The sequence below is a fragment of the Bradyrhizobium sp. CB82 genome, from assembly GCF_029714405.1.
Lineage (GTDB): Bacteria > Pseudomonadota > Alphaproteobacteria > Rhizobiales > Xanthobacteraceae > Bradyrhizobium.
The window spans coordinates 8,671,374-8,689,933 of sequence record NZ_CP121650.1 but is presented as its reverse complement, the minus strand read 5'-3'; the positions used below and the strand labels follow the sequence as shown (position 1 = coordinate 8,689,933).

Genomic DNA, 18,560 nt, shown 5'->3' with positions numbered 1-18,560 from the left:
ACGGCCGCCAAGAGCCGCCGATCGCATTGGGAGGATGCTCGGCGATGCTGGACTTCGTTCAGCAGCTGGTCAGTGGCGTTGCACTCGGCTGCGTCTACGGTCTGATCGCGCTTGGCTTCGTGCTCGTTTACAAGGCGACCGAGGTCGTCAACTTCGCCCAGGGCGATCTGATGATGCTCGGCGGCTTCTTCGCCTTCACCTTCATCGGCATGATGGGCCTGAACTACTGGGTTGGCTTCGCCGGTGCGGTCGCCGTCATGGCGCTGTTCGGCATGCTCGCTGAACGCATCGTAGTGCGGCCGATCCTCGGCTATCCGCAATTCTCCATCATCATGGCGACCATTGGGCTCGGCTATTTCCTGCGCTCGATCGCCGGCATGATCTGGGGCACAGACGACTTCAAGATCGAGACGCCGTTCAGCCAGGGCGTGCTGCGCATCGGCGCGCTGGTGCTCGCCTATGACAAGCTGTCGGTGATTGCCGCAACGGTCATCCTCTGCGTGCTGCTCTATCTGTTCTTCAACAAGACCTCGCTCGGCACCGCGATGCGCGCCAGCTCCGAGAACATGCTCGCGGCCTACTACATGGGCATTCCCGTGAAGCGCGTCGTGTCGATCGTGTGGGCCATCAGCGCAGCGGTCGCGACCTGCGCCGGCGTGCTGCTGGCGCCGATCACCTTCATTCATTCCAATGTCGGGCTCGTGCTCGGGCTGAAAGCTTTTCCCGCCGCCGTGCTCGGCGGCTTCGGCTCGATACCCGGCGCGGTCGTCGGCGGCGTGCTGATCGGCGTGATCGAGAGCATGGCTGGCTTCTATCTGCCCGAGGGCTGGAAGGACGTTGCGCCCTACATCGTTCTGCTGGCGGTGCTGCTGCTCAAGCCCGAAGGCCTGTTCGGCCTTCACGTGCGCAAGAAGGTCTGAACGCCATGCGCTTCCTGTTCAAGACCGACTATGAAGACGACATCCGGCTGTTCCCGCATTCGGGCTATGTAGTCTCCTACGGGCTCCTGATCGCGGTGCTCTTGATCGCGCCCTACGTGCTCTCCAGCTATCTGATGAGCCAGCTCGTCTTCGTCTGCATCTATGCGACCGTCGGCGTGGCGCTGCTGATCCTCACCGGTTTTACGGGGCAGGCCTCGCTCGGGCATGCCGCGTTCCTCGCGATCGGCGCCTACACGGCGGCCTATTTGCAGAAATACAACGTTCCGTTTCCGGTCTACTTCCTCGCCGCAGGCCTTCTGACCGGATTGATCGGCGCGCTGGTCGGCTTCCCCGCGCTGCGTCTCCAGGGCATCTATCTCGTCATCGCCACGATTTCCTTCGCCTTCATCGTCGAGGAAATCCTGGCGCGCTGGGAAAGCGTCACCAACGGCAATGAGGGCATGCGCATCAAGACGCTGTCGCTGCTCGGCGTCGCCGTGCCGCGCGACAGTCCTGCGTTCTATTTCCTTTGCCTGGCCGTCCTGATCCTGACCATCGTCGGCACGCTCAATCTGCTGCGATCGCCGACCGGGCGCGCCTTCGTTGCGATCCGCGACTCAGAGACGGCGGCGCGCAGCATGGGCGTCAATGTCGCGCTCTACAAGGTGAAGTCCTTTGCGATCTCGGCGGCGATCACCGGCTTTGCCGGCGTGCTGTTCGCGCACAAGCTGTCCTTCATCTCGCCGGAGATGTTCACGCTCCAGCTCTCGATCGAATTCATCATCGTGATCCTGATCGGCGGCACGTTCAGCCTCCACGGCGCGGTGCTGGGCGCGATCTTCATCGTGATGATCGATCCGTTCCTGACGTACCTGAAGGACGACATGCCGGGCCTCATTGCCGGCGTCGCCGCGACCTTCGGGGCGGGCACCGACAGCGCGGCGAACGTCCAGTCGAAGGTCGCGGCCTTCGCCTCGCTCAACGGCCTGAAGGGCGCGATCTACGGCATCATCATCGTGCTGTTCGTGCTGTTCGAGCCGCTCGGCCTCTACGGCCGCTGGCTGAAGATCAAACTCTTCTTCCAGCTCTTCCCGCTCTACAAGCGCGCGACCTTCAAGCGCCAGAAGATCTACGTGAAGTCGGAGCGGAACAGATGAGCTATTTCCGCGCCGAGAACCTGTCGCTGCATTTCGGCGGCCTCAAGGCGGTCGACGCAGTCTCGTTCGCGGTCGAGAAGGGCGAGATCCTCTCGATCATCGGGCCGAACGGCGCGGGGAAAAGCTCGATCTTCAACCTGATCTCGCGGATCTACCGCCCGACCTCGGGCCGCATCTTCTTCGAGGACCAGGACATCACGCAAGAGCCGCCTTACGACATCGCAAGACTCGGCATCGCCCGCACCTTCCAGAACATCGAGCTGTTCGAGAATGCGACCGTGCTCGCGAATCTGCTGGTTGGTCGCCACCGGCATTCGACCACGCAACTCTGGCAGGAATTGTTGTTTCTGCCGAGCGTGCGCGCGAACGAGAAGCTGCACCGGCGCCGCGTCGAGCAGGTGATCGAGTTCCTCGATCTGGAGGCCTATCGCGACAAGCTGATCTCGGGGCTGCCTTACGGCGTGCGCAAGGTGATCGAGCTTGCCCGCGCGCTCTGCTCCGAGCCGAAGCTCATTCTGCTCGACGAGCCGTCGTCGGGGCTGAACGTCGAGGAGACCGACGACATGTCGTTCTGGATCCGCGACATGAAGAGCGAGCTCGGCATCACCGTGCTGATGGTCGAGCACGACATGTCGCTGGTCAACCGTGTCTCCGACCGCGTAATCGCGCTGAACTACGGCCGGGTGCTGGCGATGGGCTCGCCCGCCGAGGTGCAGCAGCATCCCGACGTCGTCGCCGCCTATCTCGGAGCCTGACGCGATGGACGCCGCCGGTTTGCCCGATATCATCCTGAAGCTCAGCAATATCGAGAGCTATTACGGGCCGATCATGGCGATCCGCGGCATCTCGCTCGAAGTGCCGCGCGGCCGCATCGTCACCTTGCTGGGCGCCAATGGCGCGGGCAAGACCACGGTGCTGAAGACCATTTCCGGCATCCTCGATCCCCAGAAGGGCACGATCGAGTTCATGGGCAAGCCGATCCAGCGCATGGAGGCCGACAAGATCGTCCGGCTCGGCCTCAGCCACGTGCCGGAAGGGCGCGAGGTGTTTCCGTTCCTCTCCGTGCGCGAGAACCTGATGATGGGCGCCTATCCGCGGAAGGATCGCGACGCGGTCGCGGAGGATCTCCAGCGGGTCTACGGCTATTTCCCGCGGCTGAGGGAGCGCATCAACCAGCCGGCCGGCCAGCTCTCCGGCGGCGAGCAGCAGATGCTGGCGATCGGGCGGGCGCTGATGAACCGGCCGATGCTGCTGCTGCTGGACGAGCCATCGCTGGGGCTGTCGCCGATCCTGGTGAAGGAGATTTTTACGATCATCCGCCGCATCAACGAGGAGCAGGGCATGTCGATCCTGCTCGTTGAGCAGAATGCCAAGGTGGCGCTGGAAACGGCGCATTACGGCTACGTGCTGGAGATCGGCCGGGTCGTGATGAACGACACCTGCGACCGCTTGATGCATTCAAAGGACATCCAGGAATTTTACCTTGGCGCCAAGGAGGCCGGCGCACGGGGCGAGCGGCGCTGGAAAAAGAAGAAAACGTGGCGTTAAATGGGGATTGCCCGTCCGTAAGACATAGACCGCCGGCAAGGCAGGCAACTGATGGGAGGCGACAAGGAGGGAACGGCATGGCCCGACCGGCGGTGCTGACGGTCGCAGACACGATCGCAAGGAGTTTTGTACGCGCGGTGGAGACGCGCGGGGAGAGGGTTGCGATCCGCGAGAAGCAGTTCGGCATCTGGCAGCCGACGAGCTGGCGCGCGTGGCTGGAAATTTCCAGGGAGATCGCCTACGCCCTGCGCGCCTCGGGTTTCAGGCCCGGCGACGTCGCCTCCATCATCGCCAACGCCGTGCCGGAATGGGTCTATGCCGACATGGGCATCCTGTGCGCGGGCGGCGTCTCCTCGGGAATCTATCCGACCGATTCGTCGGCGCAGGTCGAATATCTCGTCAACGACTCCGCTACCCGGATCATCTTTGCCGAGGACGAGGAACAGCTCGACAAGATCCTTGCCTGCCGCGCACGCTGCCCGACGCTGCAAAGGATCATCGTGTTCGACATGGAGGGCCTGAGCGGCTTTGCCGACGACATGGTGATGTCGCTGGACGAGTTTCGCGCGCTCGGGCGCAATCACAGGGCCGGACGCGAACAGCTCTGGCAGGAGATGATCGACAGCCGCAGCGCGAGCGATCTCGCGATTCTCGTCTACACCTCCGGCACGACCGGTCTGCCCAAGGGGGCGATGCATTCCAACCGCAGCGTGACGCATCAGATGCGCCACGCCAACGATTTCATCCCGGCTCGGGAAGAGGAGGACCGGCTGATCTTCCTCCCGCTCTGCCATGTCGCCGAGCGCGTCGGCGGCTGCTACATCTCGGTTGCGCTCGGCTCGGTGATGAATTTCGCGGAGAGCCCGGAAACCGTGCCGGACAATCTGCGCGAGGTACAGCCGACCATCTTCTTCGCAGTGCCGCGGATCTGGGAAAAATTCTATTCCGCGATCACGATCGCGCTGAATGATGCGACGCCGCTCCAGCAATGGATCTACCGCCGTGCCATCGACATCGGCCTGCGCGTGGCCAATTGCCGGCTCGAGGGAGGTGTGCCATCCCTCTCGCTCAGGATCGCCAACCGCCTCGCCTATCGACTGGTATTCCGCAACATCCGCCGCATGATCGGCCTCGATCGTTGTCGCATCGCGTTCACCGGTGCCGCGCCAATTTCGCCCGACCTGATTCGCTGGTATCTAGCACTCGGCATCGACATGCGCGAGATCTACGGCCAGACCGAGAATTGCGGGGTCGCCACCATGATGCCGTCCGAGCGCATCAAGCTCGGCTCGGTCGGCAAAGCGGTACCTTGGGGTGAGGTCAGTCTCTCGCCGGACGGCGAGATCCTGATCAAGGGCGACTTCCTGTTCATGGGCTATTTGAACCAGCCGGAGAAGACCGCCGAGACCATCGATACGCGCGGCTGGCTGCACACCGGCGACGTCGGCACCATGGACAACGAAGGCTTCGTCAGGATCACCGACCGGATGAAGGACATCATCATCACCTCCGGCGGCAAGAACATCACGCCGTCGGAGATCGAGAACCAGCTCAAATTCTCGCCCTACATCTCCGACGCCGTCGTGATCGGCGACAAGCGGCCGTATCTCACCTGCCTCGTCATGATCGATCAGGAGAACGTCGAGAAGTTCGCGCAGGACCACGACATTCCCTTCACCAACTATGCGAGCCTGTGCCGGGCGAGGGAAATCCAGGACCTGATCTGGCGCGAGATCGAAGAGGTCAACGGCAATTTCGCCCGCGTCGAGACCATCAAGAAATTCCACCTGATCGAGCGCCAGCTCACACCGGAGGACGAGGAGCTGACGCCGACCATGAAGCTGAAGCGCAGCTTCGTGAGCAAGCGTTACGCCGGCGAGATCGACGCGATGTATCGCGAGCGCGCGCTAGCATGAGGCGCATGCTCCAGGAAAAGTGGACACCTGTTTCCCGACAAGGGGCATGCGCAGAGAACAAGCGAGGGAGCGATGGCCACGCCCGTCGCGCAAACAGGGCCTTGAAGAGAGAGGAGATGTCGATGTCGAAATCGTTTTTGGCGTTCGGCCTGGCGGCAGGTGCGATGGTGCTCACCTGTCTGCCGGCCGCGGCGCAGATCAAGGTCACCAATGAAGGCATCTCGGCAAACGAGATCGTTATCGGCACCCACCAGGATCTGTCGGGCCCTGTCAAGGGATGGGGGGTGCCCGTTTCCAACGGCATGAAGATGGCGGTGGAGGAGATCAATAGGGCGGGCGGTATCAACGGCCGCAAGGTTCGACTGGTGGTCGAAGACAGTGGATACGATCCGAAGAAGGCCGTGTTGGCGTCGCAGAAGCTGGTCGAGCGCGACAAGATATTTGCCATGGTCGGCCCGATGGGCTCGCCGACAGTGCTTGCCGCGCAGGACACCCTGTTCGACGCCGGCGTGCTGCAGCTGTTCCCCCTGAGCTCGGCCGAATTCACCTTCAAGTTCGACCCCAACAAGCCTCAGGAGCGGCTGAAATTCAGCAACCTCCTGCCCTATGTGGAGAGCACGCGCGCTGCGCTCAAGTACATGAAGGAACTCAAGAACTTCGAGAAACCCTGCATCATGTACCAGGACGATGAGTACGGCAAAAACGTGCTGGATGGCTTCAACCAACAGCTCCAGGCCATGAAGGTGCAGCCGGCCTCGGTGACGAGCTACAAGCGTGGCGCCTCCGATTTCAGCGCGCAGGTCGCCAAGATGAAATCCGACGGCTGCGATCTCGTCGTGCTCGGCACCGTGATCCGCGAGACCATCGGCGCGATGTCGGAAGCGAGGAAGCTCGGCTGGGACGTTACCTTCCTAGGCGCCACGCCGACCAACGTGCTGGAAGTGCCGACGCTGGGCAAGGATGCCGTCGAAGGGCTCTATGCGGCGAGCGGCTTCGAGATCCCGTACGAGGATACGGCGAAGGGCAAGGTCCACGACTGGCTCGTCAACTACAAGAAGATGTTCAATTCGGACGCCAATACGCAGGCGATCATCGGCTATAACGCGGTGATGACGTTCGCTTTCTATGCGCAGAAGGCGGGCAAGGATCTCACCGGACAGAAGATGCTGGACTCGCTGGAGTCTGGCGAGAAGTTTCTCGACATCTTCAACTCGCCGCCGACGAAGTTCACCAAGACCGATCACCTCGCCAACACCATCACCCAGGTGCAGCAGGTCAAGGGCGGCCGCTGGGTGCTCGTGAAGGACAATCTGATGTTCTGATCTTTGCCTCTCCCCGTCTGCGGGTGAGGCGGAGCTTCCGCGAGTCCCCCTCGCCGAATTCCGGTTCGATCTGTCAGCGCGCCGCGATCACCGCCGCGCGGCTGCTGTCAGGCGCCGCGACGAAAGCCGGCTCGTCGACATATTTCAGCACCGCGGACTGATAGAACACGAACAGCGGCTGATAGATCCGCGCCGCGTCATCTTCGACCATGGCCATGCGGCGGTTGTCGAGCATCAGCCAGTGGCCGTCGAGCCTGGCGGCCACGACCGCATGCTCCGCGCCGACTTGCGTGTCGCGCACGAAAACGATGCGCAGATCCTCCGGCGGAATGCCCACGAGGCGGAGCGCGGCGAGCTTTGCGATCGCATAATCCTCGCAATCGCCTGCGCCGCGCTGGAAGGTGGCGAGCGGCGAGTTCCAGATGTCGTCGGCACCGTCACTGGCCGCCTTGATCGCGAGATTGATGGCGCGGTTGGCTTCGCCGAGGCGGGCGCGGCCTTCGCGGCTACGCGCCTGGTCGACGATGGCGAGCAGCTTCAATGCGGCGGGTGAGACACAGTTGTCGCGGTCGCCGTCGCACAGCGCGAGCTGCACCATCTCGTCGTCGAGCCTGTCTTTCAGGTGGAACCACTTGTCGCGGACGCGACCTGCGGAGATCGCGAAGGCGAACACGCCGAACGGCTCGGCGGATTTCCGCACGTTGACGGCAGACCCGGGCGACAGCAGCGTGCCGGCGCGAAGATCGGCGGCCGATCCGAACAGGATCAGTCCGCACAACAGCAGGACTGCGCGCCAGACGCGCGAGTGAGCAACGGTCTCCATCTGACTTCCCCTGTCCAGCATCGGCAGGGACACCCCTGACCCGACGTGCCGGCTCGGAGATAGTGAGAAAGGGCCGTTTTGTTCTGCTTAACGCGCTCGGCAGGGGTCCCAAAACCGCCAAACAGGCTGAAACCGGTCTCGCTGGGTTGCGTAAGATTTTATGCGTCGGGCCCCGGGGAAGGCCCTCTGCCGCGAAATGGAACCAATTGCGGGTCCACCTTGAGTCAGCGGCCGAATCTGCCGCATATGACTAATGGCGGGCTTATAGCACCGCTTCTGTTAGGCAGATCACAGTTAAAACTCCGTATTTGCCGCAGTATGTTGCAGAGCAATGCGATGGGTAGATGATGTAAGTATCCGTTGCGAGACTTATACCTCAATATACTTCGGATGATGGGACATGCCGCTGATTCGGCGAGGCTATACCTACAAATATTCCAGCAAATACCTTTGCTACCCTGCGGTCGCCCTGTCTCGTGCGGGCCATGGCGGGGATGCCGCGTGGATTCGCGCAAGCAATCAACGGTTCCGCTAAGGACTTGGTAATGATATGCAAGCTTAGGCAGCAGATACTTCTTTAAATATTAACCCTTTTTCGGTGCTCCCCCGTTGAAATACGCTGGCAATTTTGACGCCGCGCTCTCCTTGCATGGCCAGGGTTTCCACGCGCCTGCCAGTGGCCATGTCGACGCGTTTTCCGTCTCGGGACATGGGCAGGTGCCACAAGGCGCGTACTTTGTTCCCGATCCCAATCTCCTGTTCCATGGCGAGTTCAAGCGCACAGGTGTCGATCTCCTGCTGTCCAACGACGGACACGAGTTCGTCATTCACGATTACTTCAAGGGCGAGAAGCGCGCCGCGATCGCCTCGCCCGACGGCGCCCATCTCACCGGTGACATCGTCAACGCGCTCGCCGGCAACATCCAGTATGCGCAGGCGGCGTCCGGCGCCGCCACCGCGCAGGTCATCGGCCATATCACCAAGCTGACCGGCAGCGCGACCGCGGTCCGCAACGGCGTCTCGATCATCCTGAACAACGGCGACAACGTCGAGAAGGGCGACGTGCTCTCGACCGGGTCGGACTCGACCCTCGGCGTCACCTTCATTGATGGCACCGTCTTCGGCCTCTCGTCCAACGCGCGGATGGTGCTGAATGAGATGGTCTACGATCCCAACGGGTCGAGCAACTCCTCGCTGCTGAGCCTGGTCGCGGGCACCATCACTTTCGTCGCCGGCGAGACCGCCAAGCACGGCGACATGAAGATCGACACGCCGGTCGCCACCATGGGCATCCGCGGCACCGCTGTGCTGACGGAAATCAGCTTCTCGATTCCGTCGGGCGGCGGTGACCCGCAGCCGCAGGCGAATTTCCAGGTGCTGGTCGAGCCGGACGGCACCACCGGCTCCTACATCCTGTTCGACAAGGTCACGCTGCTGCCGATCGCCACCGTCAACCAGGCGGGGCAGATGATCCAGATCAGCGGCGGCAACGTCTCGGTCACCAACGCGCTGCTGTCGCCGGACGTGCAGAAACTGATCACGGACGTGTTCTCGCTGAAGTTCACGGACAACAATACCAACACCAAGCTGACGAACAACTCGACCGATTCGATCACGCAGGACGCCAATCTCGTGCTGATCAAGACGGCGAGCGGCGCGACGGCGCAGGCGACCTACGTCAATACGGTCAGTAACGGCAACAACGGGCAGCCGACGAACACCCCCGACAAGCCGACGTCCTTGAGCCGCGTTCCCGGCCCGCCGGAGGCGCGCAGCCTCGACTCGAGCGGCAGCGTGAAGACGGCGTTCGCTCTCACCGAGCTCGGCAACAAGACGGGTGATACCGCCGATCTCGACGTGATCAGCGGCAAGATCACGTTCTTCGACTTCAATGTCGGTGACCGCCCGACGGTGAAGGTGGCCTTCGCGTCCTTCACCTACCACGACGCCCTGAATAACGACGTCACTGCGGGATTGTCAGACCTGCAAAAGGCCGACATCGTCGCGACCGAGGCCAGGATCACCGTCGTTCCCGCATCCGCCAACACCAACATCGGCTCGGCGGCCTGGAGCTACAGCGTTCCGGACAACGCCTTCGACTTCCTTGCCGCCGGTGAAACGCTGACGCTGACCTACCGGGTCCGCGTCGACAACAATTTCGCGCAAGACAATCAAACCGCCTTCATCGACATCACCATCACGGTTACCGGCACCAACGACCTGCCGGTGATCACCTCGAGCGTCCCGACCATCACCTTCGAAGGCGGCACGAGCGTGCCCGGCGGTCCGCTCACCTCAGAGGTGCCGACCGCTGGAACGCTGACCTTCACCGACGTCGATCTCACCGACACCCACAAGGTGTCGGTCAAACTGACGGGAGCAACGCTGCCGGACGGCGGCACCGTGCCGCCGGGACCGCTTGCCGCCTTCGAAAAGGCGATGTCGGTCGCGATCGACACCGACAGTACCGGGTCGGGCGACGGCGTCATTGACTGGTCGCTCGCCGATTTGCCCGTCTATCTCGCCGACTTCATTCCGAAGGGCGAGGTCCTGACGCTGACCTACACGGTGACGATCACGGATTCGCAAGGCGCGACCACGACACAGACCATCACCGTCACCATCAAGGGGACCGACAGTCCGGCGGTGGTGTGGGTCGCGACGAACGCGGCCGGCTCCCCGCCCGGCGGCTTCTGGAAGGACGCCGCGAACTGGGAAACCGGCACCGTGCCGACGATCGACGACGACGTCATCGTCATCACCGATCAGCTGCACGGGCTGACGCCATCCTATCCGGTCACGATTGACGAGGCGGCGTTCGCCAAATCGCTGACCATGAACGATTTCGGCGGCCCGCCGCCGGAGGTCATCAACAAGAGCATACTGACGATCGCCGGAGCGCTCAATCTCAGCGCCGACTCGATCCTGGCCAATTCCGTGGGCGCCACGATTTCCGTCGGCGGCAAGGCGGAGATCCTGGACACCAGCGTGCTGACCAATTCCGGCACCCTGACGCTCGCGGGCGGCGGCGACTTCGCCGTCGGCGCCTCGATCACCAATGCCGGCACGATCGAGCTCACCGGCGGCACGCTCAAGACGCTGGCCGAGGTTCACGATGCCGGCGGCACTCTCAAGGTCGATGCCGGTGCGACGCTGGACATTGTCGGCGCGACCATCGACAGCGGCAAGCTGATCATCGGCGGCACATTGGTGCTGGAGGCGACGAGTTTCCTGATCAATGGCGAGCTGGACAATTCCGGCGTCGTCACCGTCATGGGGACCGTCGCTTTTGACAAGGAGACCGTCGACAACGACTCGATCATCGAAATCAAGGCCGGTGCGAAGCTGACGCTGGACCAGTGGACCACGATCGCCAATTCGTCCGGCACCATCACCGTCGATGACCATGGCGTGTTAGTCCTCAATCAGGCCGAGATTACCGGCGGCAAGCTCAACGTATCAGGCACGCTCTCCTCGAACGGTACCAGCACGATCACCAACAGCTTCATCACCAACGACAATTTGATCGAGGCGATCGGCGGCTTGCTTGCTCTCGTCGCGACGACTCCGGCCACGATCACCAACGCAGGCACTTTGCAGGCCAATGGCGGCGAGCTCGACGTCAATGGCGAGGCGGTCACCAACACCGGAACGCTGGCGGCGATCAACGACGGCATGCTGAAGCTGGTGTCGACGACGGTCACCAACACCGGCGCCACGGTTTCGGTGGACGCCGGCTCGAGGCTCGATTTCGTCGGCGCGACCATCGACGGCGGCACGCTGATGCTGTCCGGCACGCTGGTCTCGACCGGCATCAGCGCCATCGACGATGCCGACATCACCAATGTCGGCACGATCGACGTCACCGGCGGAACGCTGACGATCGATCCGCTCGTGCAGCACACCATCACCAATCAACACCTCATCACGGCGAATGGTGGCGAGCTCGACGTCACCGGCGATCTGATCGTCAACACCGGTATGCTCGAGGCGATCAACGGCGGCGTCCTGAAGCTCGACACCGTCAAGGTCACCAATACGGGTGGAACGGTGACGGTCGACGGCACATCGAAGCTGTATCTGTCGGGCGTCGAGATCGACGGCGGCAACCTCGGCAATGCCGGCCATCTCTACAGCGTTACGGGCAGCAACACCGTCACCGCAGGGGTCACCAATACCGGCACCATCGAGGTGCAGGACGGCACGCTCGATCTTGCCGGCGGCCTCAGCGGCGCCGGCTCGCTGATCATCGACAATGGCGCGACGCTCGAGCTTGCCGGCGCCACCGCGCAGACCATCAGCTTTGCCGGCGGCACCGATACGCTTCAGCTCGACAATGTCGCGGGCCAGAGCTTCACCGGCACCATCGCCGGCCAGTCCACGTCCGGCGGCACCTTCACCGCCACTGGCGCAGGCAACATCACCACGGCGAGCGGCGATGCGCTCGACTTCACGGCGTCCGGTGGCACGATCGATGCTCCCGCAGACATCGTGCTCGCGCCGACAGGTAGCCTGACGGGCGCGGCCAACGGCATCTTCGTCACCCAGAACGGCGGCGGCGACATCTCGCTGGGGGCGACAAGGGACATCACGGGCCTGAACGGCAACGGCATCTGGCTACGCGACAGCGCGAGCGGGTCCGGCAACATCACCGTGACCAATCTCACCGGCAAGGCGACCGGGACCGGCGCGGGCTCAGAGGGCGTGCTGGTCGAGAACCTCAATGCCGCCAATGACGGCGAAATCACGATCAAGCAGCTCGGCGGTGCCGCGGGTGGCGCCTACGGCATCGACGCCACGACCCACGGCGATGGCGACGTCAGCATCGAGGCGGGCGGCAATATCACCGGAGGCGCCATCTACGGCATTCGTGCGCGCAGCTATGGCACAGGCAGCGAGACCGTCACCACCGACGCTGGCAGCATCGTCACGTCCGGCAGCTCCGGCATCGTCGCGGTCAACCGGGCGACATCGATCGATGCGTCCGAGGGCAGCACGATCACCGTCAATGCCTACGGTACGATCAGCTCCGGCAGCAGCCTCAATCAGAGCGGCAGCGCGCCGGCCGGCATTCAGGTCGGCTACAACGGAAACCCGACCGGTTCGTTAGCCAATACCGACGTCAACGGCACGGTCATCGTCAACAACTACGCCAATATCACCGCAGCGGCTGGTTTCGGCATCGAAGCTCACAACTGGGGTAATGGCGACGTCACGGTGAATGACGGTGCCGGTACGACGGTGATCGCCGGTGACGTCGGCATCCGGGCCCAGACCTTGAGTGGCGGCGCAGGCGATATTACCGTCGCGCTCGGTGCCGACGCATCGGTGACAGGCACGTCGAGCTACGGCATCCTCGCCTACAGCGTCGACCAGGGCGACATTGCCGTCACGATGTCCAACGGCGACAGCATCGCCTCGGGCAGCTCGGGCATCGTGGCCGTCAACTATGCGACAGCGATCGCAGGTGGCGTTGACAGCACGATCTTCGTGACGGCGCATGGCACGATCCATTCCGGGTCCAGCCTCAATAACGACGAAACCACGCCGGGCGGGATCATCGCCGGCTACAAGCCTGAGGGTACCAAAGAGTTTTCGAGCGCGGTGAACGGCGACGTCACCGTCGAGAGCGACGCCACGATCACGGCGGATGCGGGTTTCGGTATCGAGGCCTTTACTTGGGGTGTCGGCGACATCACGGTCACAACGGGCGAGACGTCATCGATCACGGCTGCCGGCACCGCGATCGGTGCGTTCGATCATGGCGGCGGCGATGTGAGCGTCACCAATGAGGGCTCGGCCACTGGCGCGGTCGGCCTGTCCGCGCTCGCCACCGGTGCTGGCGACATCACCATCGTCAATGACGGCGACCTCACCGGCACAGGTGCGGTTGGCATCGTCGTCAAGCAGGACAGCACGGGCGCGACCGGCTCGACCCTCATCACCAACAAGGGCACGGTCGTGGGCGCGGACGGCCACGCCGCGATCTTCGTCCAGCAGAACGCCACCGGCGCGGCGCTGATCGACAATTCCGGCACCATCGGGCCCGATAATTCGAGTGCGGTGACGTCCACGACCTATGCCATCGTGGAGACCGGCGGTCACGTCACGATCAACAACACCGGCGATATCAACGGCAACATCTCGGTCGCCAGCACGACCTTCAACAATGAGGCCGGCGGTACATGGACGGTGTCCGGATCGAGCTTCTTCGGCACCTTGTCTACGTTCGGCAATGCCGGCGAGATCGATCTGCACGACGGTGCGTCGATCTCCGGTGCGGACGGTTCGGCCTTCGTCATCACCAATTCCGGCCAGATCGAGAGCTGGGGCTCCACTTCCATCACGGGCGCCATCGTCAACACCGGCAGCATCGAGATCGACAGCGGCACTTTGACGGTGTTCGGCTCGCTGTCCGGCTCCGGCTCCGTCACCATCGACGCCAATGCGACGCTCGACGTCAAGGCCACGGTCTGGCAGACCCTCACCTTCTCGGGTGCCGGCGCCGAGCTCCAGATCGATACCGCGAGTTTCGGCGGTTCGGTCGCGGGCTTCGCGGCGACCGACAAGCTGGACCTGTCGACGATCACCTTCGACGGCGGCACCACCGCGAGCTACGACGCGGAGACCGGTAACCTCGTCGTCAGCGATGCCTACGGCCACAGCATCACGGTGAAGCTGGTCGGCGACTACAGCAATGCGCATTTCGCCGGCAGTGACGACGGGACCGGCCACACGCTGATCACGCTGAACGCCGCTGACGACTCGAACGTCAATGTGTGGACGGGGAACGTCGACCAGACCTGGACGGTCGATGGCAACTGGACGCTGGACCGCATTCCGACCGCGACCGAAACCGCCTATGTCGATTCAGTTCAGGTGGTCAATCTGAACCTCGGCGATAGCGGCTACACCATCGGTGGGCTGTCACTTACCTATGTCACCGAGGTCGATATTACCGGCACCGGCTACAATCCGGATGAGGAAAGCGTCGATAGCTTCTTTGCGGTGAACGGGAAGCTGTACAATGCCGGAGCCATCTATGTGGACAAGGCAATCTTCTTGGCGTCCCAGGACGTCACGAACAAGGGGATCATCGAGGCCGACGATCCCCATGCCGTTCTGGTGCTCGGCGGTCCCTCGGGCGGTATGATCGACAATTTGGGCGGTCAGATCAATGCCGCGAATGGCGCGACGATCGATCTCTTCAACGAGATCGTCAATGGCGGGCAGATCAACGCTTCCGACGAGGGATCGATCGTCGTTCTCAACAACGCGACCTTGAATGGCACCGAGCTCAATGGCGACGGCCAAGCCATGGTAGAGGTGATCGGGGACTCCACGCTCGACGGCACGGACAGTCAGGTGCAGGTTCATCAACTCGGCATCGGCGTCCACGGCACGCTGGTGTTCGACGGGAATGTGACGGACGACGGCTCGATCGACAACCAAGGCACGATCATCGTCGAAACCGGTGCCACGACGATCACGGGCGATCTCACCGGGTTGGGCGCGGTCCAGATCATGGCCGCGAGCCTCGAGCTCGGCGGCATCTCCGATTCCGCGATCCAGTTCGTCGGCAGCGGCGTCGGCACGTTGCATCTCGACAGCACGTCGCACTTCACGTGCACGGTGACCGGGTTCAGCTATGGCGACACCATCCATCTTGCCGACATCGATACCGAAAACGTCTCGTTCACCAATTACGATGGCGCGCTACAGGTCCATTATGGAAGCGGCGACGGCGACTACTTCACCATCACCGGCGGTTACGACGAAGCTGGCTTCACGAAGGTCGATGACGGCCATGGCGGCACGGACCTGGTCTGGAGCCACCAGTCTCCGGTGATCGACACCACGCATTTCACCCACGTGCACGACGAGGCGACGAATATCGACACGGTCACGGGCCTCTCGGTCTCGGGATCGCCGACCGAAACCTACACGGTGACCGCGGAGACCGAAGGCGCGCAGGAAGGCACCGGCGTGACGCCGTCGTCCCTCGACGGCGTCTCTCTCGACCAGGTCAACACGGCTCTCCACAGCGTGACCTACGATCCGGGCGCCACCCCGCCCGATACCGACATGATTATCTTCAAGGTGACCGACAGCCTTGGCGCCAGCGACACCGTCAACTTCATCTTCGACGAAGGCGGCTCTGCTCCGGTCACGCTGACCGGCACCAGCAGCAAGGACGTCATCTTCGCCACCCAGTCCAGCGACACGCTGATCAGCGGCCGCGGGCAGGACCAGTTCGTGTTCGGCCCGGCGTCAACGACGGACGCCGTCCAGCACACCGCCTACGGCTTCGATACGACCCAGGACAAGATCGACCTGCGACAGTTCGACACCATCAATTCGGTCGCCGACCTCACCATCACGCAGCAAAATGCCGATACGCTGATCACCCTGGACGACCACGAGACGATCCTGCTCAAGAACGTGGTGGCCGGCAACCTGCATGCCGGCGATTTCATCGTCACGAACCACGGCACGACGTAGCGCGGGCCTCGCTGCCCCGGCTACAGGCCAGCAAAAAATCCCCAGATCGTCGCTTGCGGCCATGGCCATTTGCGTCCCGAAGATCCAAGATCGAACCTGATCGGGTTACGGGAAGTCCAACAGGTATGAAGCGGCTCAAGATATGGCGGCGGTGGTTCGCGCGCAGGTTCGGCTATGCGCGGCTGGTCTGCCTTGCGCTGCTCGTCGGCTTCGCCGCCCTGCGCATCGCCGATCCGGGACCGGTCGAGGAGCTTCGCGTCCGCACCTTCGACCACTACCAGCTGTGGGACTCCCGCAAGAAGACCGCAAGGCCTGTCGTGATCGTCGATATCGACGATCGCACTTTGAAGGCGGTCGGCCAGTGGCCGTGGCCGCGGACCAAGCTCGCCGACCTCGTCACCAACCTGACCCGGCTCGGTGCCGCCTCCATCGCCTTCGACGTGATGTTCCCGGAGCCCGATCGGCTCAATCCCGACATCGCGGTCGAGACCTTCCGCAACCTGGACGAGGCGACGCGCGAGAAGCTGAAGGCGCTGCCGAGCAACGACCAGATGTTCGCCGAGGCGATGAAGCGTTCCCGCGTCGTGCTCGGCGAGACCGGCCTTCCGGTCAGCAACTCGGAACTCGACAACAAGCTTCCGCAGACCGGCCTAGCGACCTTGGGTGAAGATCCGCATCGTTTCCTGTTCGAATTTCCCGGCTTGCTGCGAAACACCGTCGTGCTCGAGGCGGCCTCCGCCGGCCGCGGTCTGCTCACCATCAAGCCCGAACGCGACGGCATCGTCCGGCGGGCGCCGATGATCACGCAAGCCCAGGGTTTGATCCTGCCGTCGCTGACCCTCGAAATGCTGCGCGTGGTGTCCGGCTCCGACACCATGCTGGTCAAGACCGATCGCGAAGGTATCCGCAGCGTCGGCGTGAAGGGTTTTTCGATTCCAACCGACAAGAACGGTCAGCTCTGGGTGCATTTCGCCCCGCAGGACCCCTCGATCTATGTGCCGGCGGTTGACGTGCTGGAAGGGCGGGTTGCGCCGGACAGGATCGCGCAACGGCTGGTGCTGATTGGCACCTCGGCAGCAGGGCTGAACGATATCAAGACGACGCCGGTTGATCCCGCCATGCCCGGCGTCGAGATTCACGCCCAGGTGCTGGAAAGCGCGCTGACCGGCTCGATCATCGCGCAGCCGAACTACGGCATCGCGATCGAGTTCTTCGCCGCCATGATCATGGGCATTCTGGTGATCGCTTTCGCGCCGAAGTTCGGGCCCGTCACGCTGGTCGGTGTCGGCGCGCTGTTTGCTTCGGTGCTGATCGGCTTCTCCTGGTACTATTATGTGCGCTATCGCCTCTTGATCGATCCCACCTATCCGCTGCTCTCGACCACCGCGATCTATTTGACGCTGATCTTCGCAAGCTTCGTCCGCGAGCAGCAACAGCGCAAGCAGATTCGCGGCCAGTTCGCGCAATACATGTCGCCCGTGCTGGTCGAGCAGCTCGCACTGGCGCCCGAGCGGCTGGTGCTCGGCGGCGAAGAGCGCGAGATGACGATCATGTTCTCCGACGTGCGCGGCTTCACCACCATCTCGGAGACCTACAAGCACGACCCGCAAGGGTTGACCGCGCTGATGAACCGCTTCCTGACGCCGCTCACCAACGCCATCCTGGCGCGCAAGGGCTACATCGACAAATACATGGGCGATGCCATCATGGCGTTCTGGAACGCTCCGCTCGATGACAAGCAGCACGAGATCAACGCCTGCGAGGCGGCGATCGACATGCTGGAAAAGATCGACGAGGTCAACAAGGAACGCGAGCAGGAGGCGGCCGAGGGCGGTCACGTCTATATTCCGCTCAATGTCGGCATCGGCCTCAACACCGGCATGGGCGTGGTCGGCAACATGGGCTCCGACCTGAAGTTCAACTATTCGGTGCTCGGCGACAGCGTCAATCTGGCCTCGCGGCTGGAAGGACAAACCAAGGACTACGGCTTCCCCATCATCGTCGGCTCCAAGACCGCGCTCGCCGTCAAGGACAAGTTCGCGATCCTCGAACTCGACTTCATCATGGTGAAGGGCAAGACCGAGCCGGAGGTGATCTATGCGGTCGCCGGCCGCGAGGACGTGATGCATTCGGGGGCCTTCCAGCGCCTGCGCAACATCACCATCGAGATGCTCGCCTGCTACCGCAGCCGCGACTGGCAGGGCGCGCTGGACGCGATCGAGCGCGGCCGCAGAAGCGAAGACGCCGACACGCTGGAGAAGCTGTTCCGCCTCTACGAGGCGCGGATCAGGAATTACCAGGCCAACCCGCCGCCGGACGACTGGAACGGTGCCCACGCGCTGCTGACGAAGTAGAAGGCTGTGCGCGAATAG

9 protein-coding genes are annotated in these 18,560 nt (G+C 63.0%); 8 read left to right on the top strand and 1 reads right to left on the bottom strand.

Annotated features, from left to right (window positions below):
* The first annotated feature begins 44 nt into the window (after nt 1–44).
* From QA640_RS41160 to QA640_RS41135, 6 genes are all read left to right on the top strand, one after another.
* Nucleotides 45–920, top strand: coding sequence for a branched-chain amino acid ABC transporter permease (locus QA640_RS41160; RefSeq protein ID WP_283038311.1), 876 nt, complete (start codon nt 45–47; stop codon nt 918–920).
* A 5-nt stretch (nt 921–925) separates the two neighbouring features.
* Nucleotides 926–2,077 (top strand): branched-chain amino acid ABC transporter permease, encoded by a 1,152-nt coding sequence (locus QA640_RS41155; RefSeq protein ID WP_283038310.1) that lies wholly within the window; start codon nt 926–928, stop codon nt 2,075–2,077.
* Nucleotides 2,074–2,832: an ABC transporter ATP-binding protein gene (locus tag QA640_RS41150; RefSeq protein ID WP_283038309.1), complete on the top strand. Its 759-nt coding sequence runs from the start codon at nt 2,074–2,076 to the stop codon at nt 2,830–2,832. Before QA640_RS41155 ends, QA640_RS41150 begins: the two co-directional genes overlap by 4 nt.
* Before the next feature lie 4 nt (nt 2,833–2,836).
* Nucleotides 2,837–3,625: an ABC transporter ATP-binding protein gene (locus QA640_RS41145; protein WP_283038308.1), complete on the top strand. Its 789-nt coding sequence runs from the start codon at nt 2,837–2,839 to the stop codon at nt 3,623–3,625.
* A 77-nt stretch (nt 3,626–3,702) separates the two neighbouring features.
* Nucleotides 3,703–5,541 (top strand): AMP-dependent synthetase/ligase, encoded by a 1,839-nt coding sequence (locus tag QA640_RS41140; RefSeq protein WP_283038307.1) that lies wholly within the window; start codon nt 3,703–3,705, stop codon nt 5,539–5,541.
* Nucleotides 5,542–5,663: 122 nt separating this feature from the next.
* Nucleotides 5,664–6,863, top strand: coding sequence for an ABC transporter substrate-binding protein (locus tag QA640_RS41135; RefSeq protein ID WP_283038306.1), 1,200 nt, complete (start codon nt 5,664–5,666; stop codon nt 6,861–6,863).
* Between the two features lie 73 nt (nt 6,864–6,936).
* On the opposite strand, the gene QA640_RS41130 is transcribed toward QA640_RS41135, so the two are convergent.
* On the bottom strand, nt 6,937–7,686 hold the full coding sequence (locus QA640_RS41130) for a transglutaminase-like cysteine peptidase (protein ID WP_283038305.1): 750 nt from the start codon (nt 7,684–7,686) through the stop codon (nt 6,937–6,939).
* Between the two features lie 609 nt (nt 7,687–8,295).
* Here QA640_RS41130 and QA640_RS41125 point away from each other — a divergent pair.
* Nucleotides 8,296–16,188: a FecR domain-containing protein gene (locus QA640_RS41125; protein WP_283038304.1), complete on the top strand. Its 7,893-nt coding sequence runs from the start codon at nt 8,296–8,298 to the stop codon at nt 16,186–16,188.
* 125 nt (nt 16,189–16,313) lie between these two features.
* A complete protein-coding gene (locus QA640_RS41120) occupies nt 16,314–18,542 on the top strand; it encodes an adenylate/guanylate cyclase domain-containing protein (RefSeq protein WP_283038303.1) in 2,229 nt (742 codons plus the stop codon).
* Nucleotides 18,543–18,560 lie beyond the last annotated feature (18 nt).

Coding starts and splice junctions, on each gene's coding strand:
- QA640_RS41160 (WP_283038311.1), top strand. CDS start 45: ATGCTGGACTTCGTTCAGCAGCTGGTCAGTGGCGTTGCACTCGGCTGC.
- QA640_RS41155 (WP_283038310.1), top strand. CDS start 926: ATGCGCTTCCTGTTCAAGACCGACTATGAAGACGACATCCGGCTGTTC.
- QA640_RS41150 (WP_283038309.1), top strand. CDS start 2,074: ATGAGCTATTTCCGCGCCGAGAACCTGTCGCTGCATTTCGGCGGCCTC.
- QA640_RS41145 (WP_283038308.1), top strand. CDS start 2,837: ATGGACGCCGCCGGTTTGCCCGATATCATCCTGAAGCTCAGCAATATC.
- QA640_RS41140 (WP_283038307.1), top strand. CDS start 3,703: ATGGCCCGACCGGCGGTGCTGACGGTCGCAGACACGATCGCAAGGAGT.
- QA640_RS41135 (WP_283038306.1), top strand. CDS start 5,664: ATGTCGAAATCGTTTTTGGCGTTCGGCCTGGCGGCAGGTGCGATGGTG.
- QA640_RS41130 (WP_283038305.1), bottom strand. CDS start 7,686: ATGGAGACCGTTGCTCACTCGCGCGTCTGGCGCGCAGTCCTGCTGTTG.
- QA640_RS41120 (WP_283038303.1), top strand. CDS start 16,314: ATGAAGCGGCTCAAGATATGGCGGCGGTGGTTCGCGCGCAGGTTCGGC.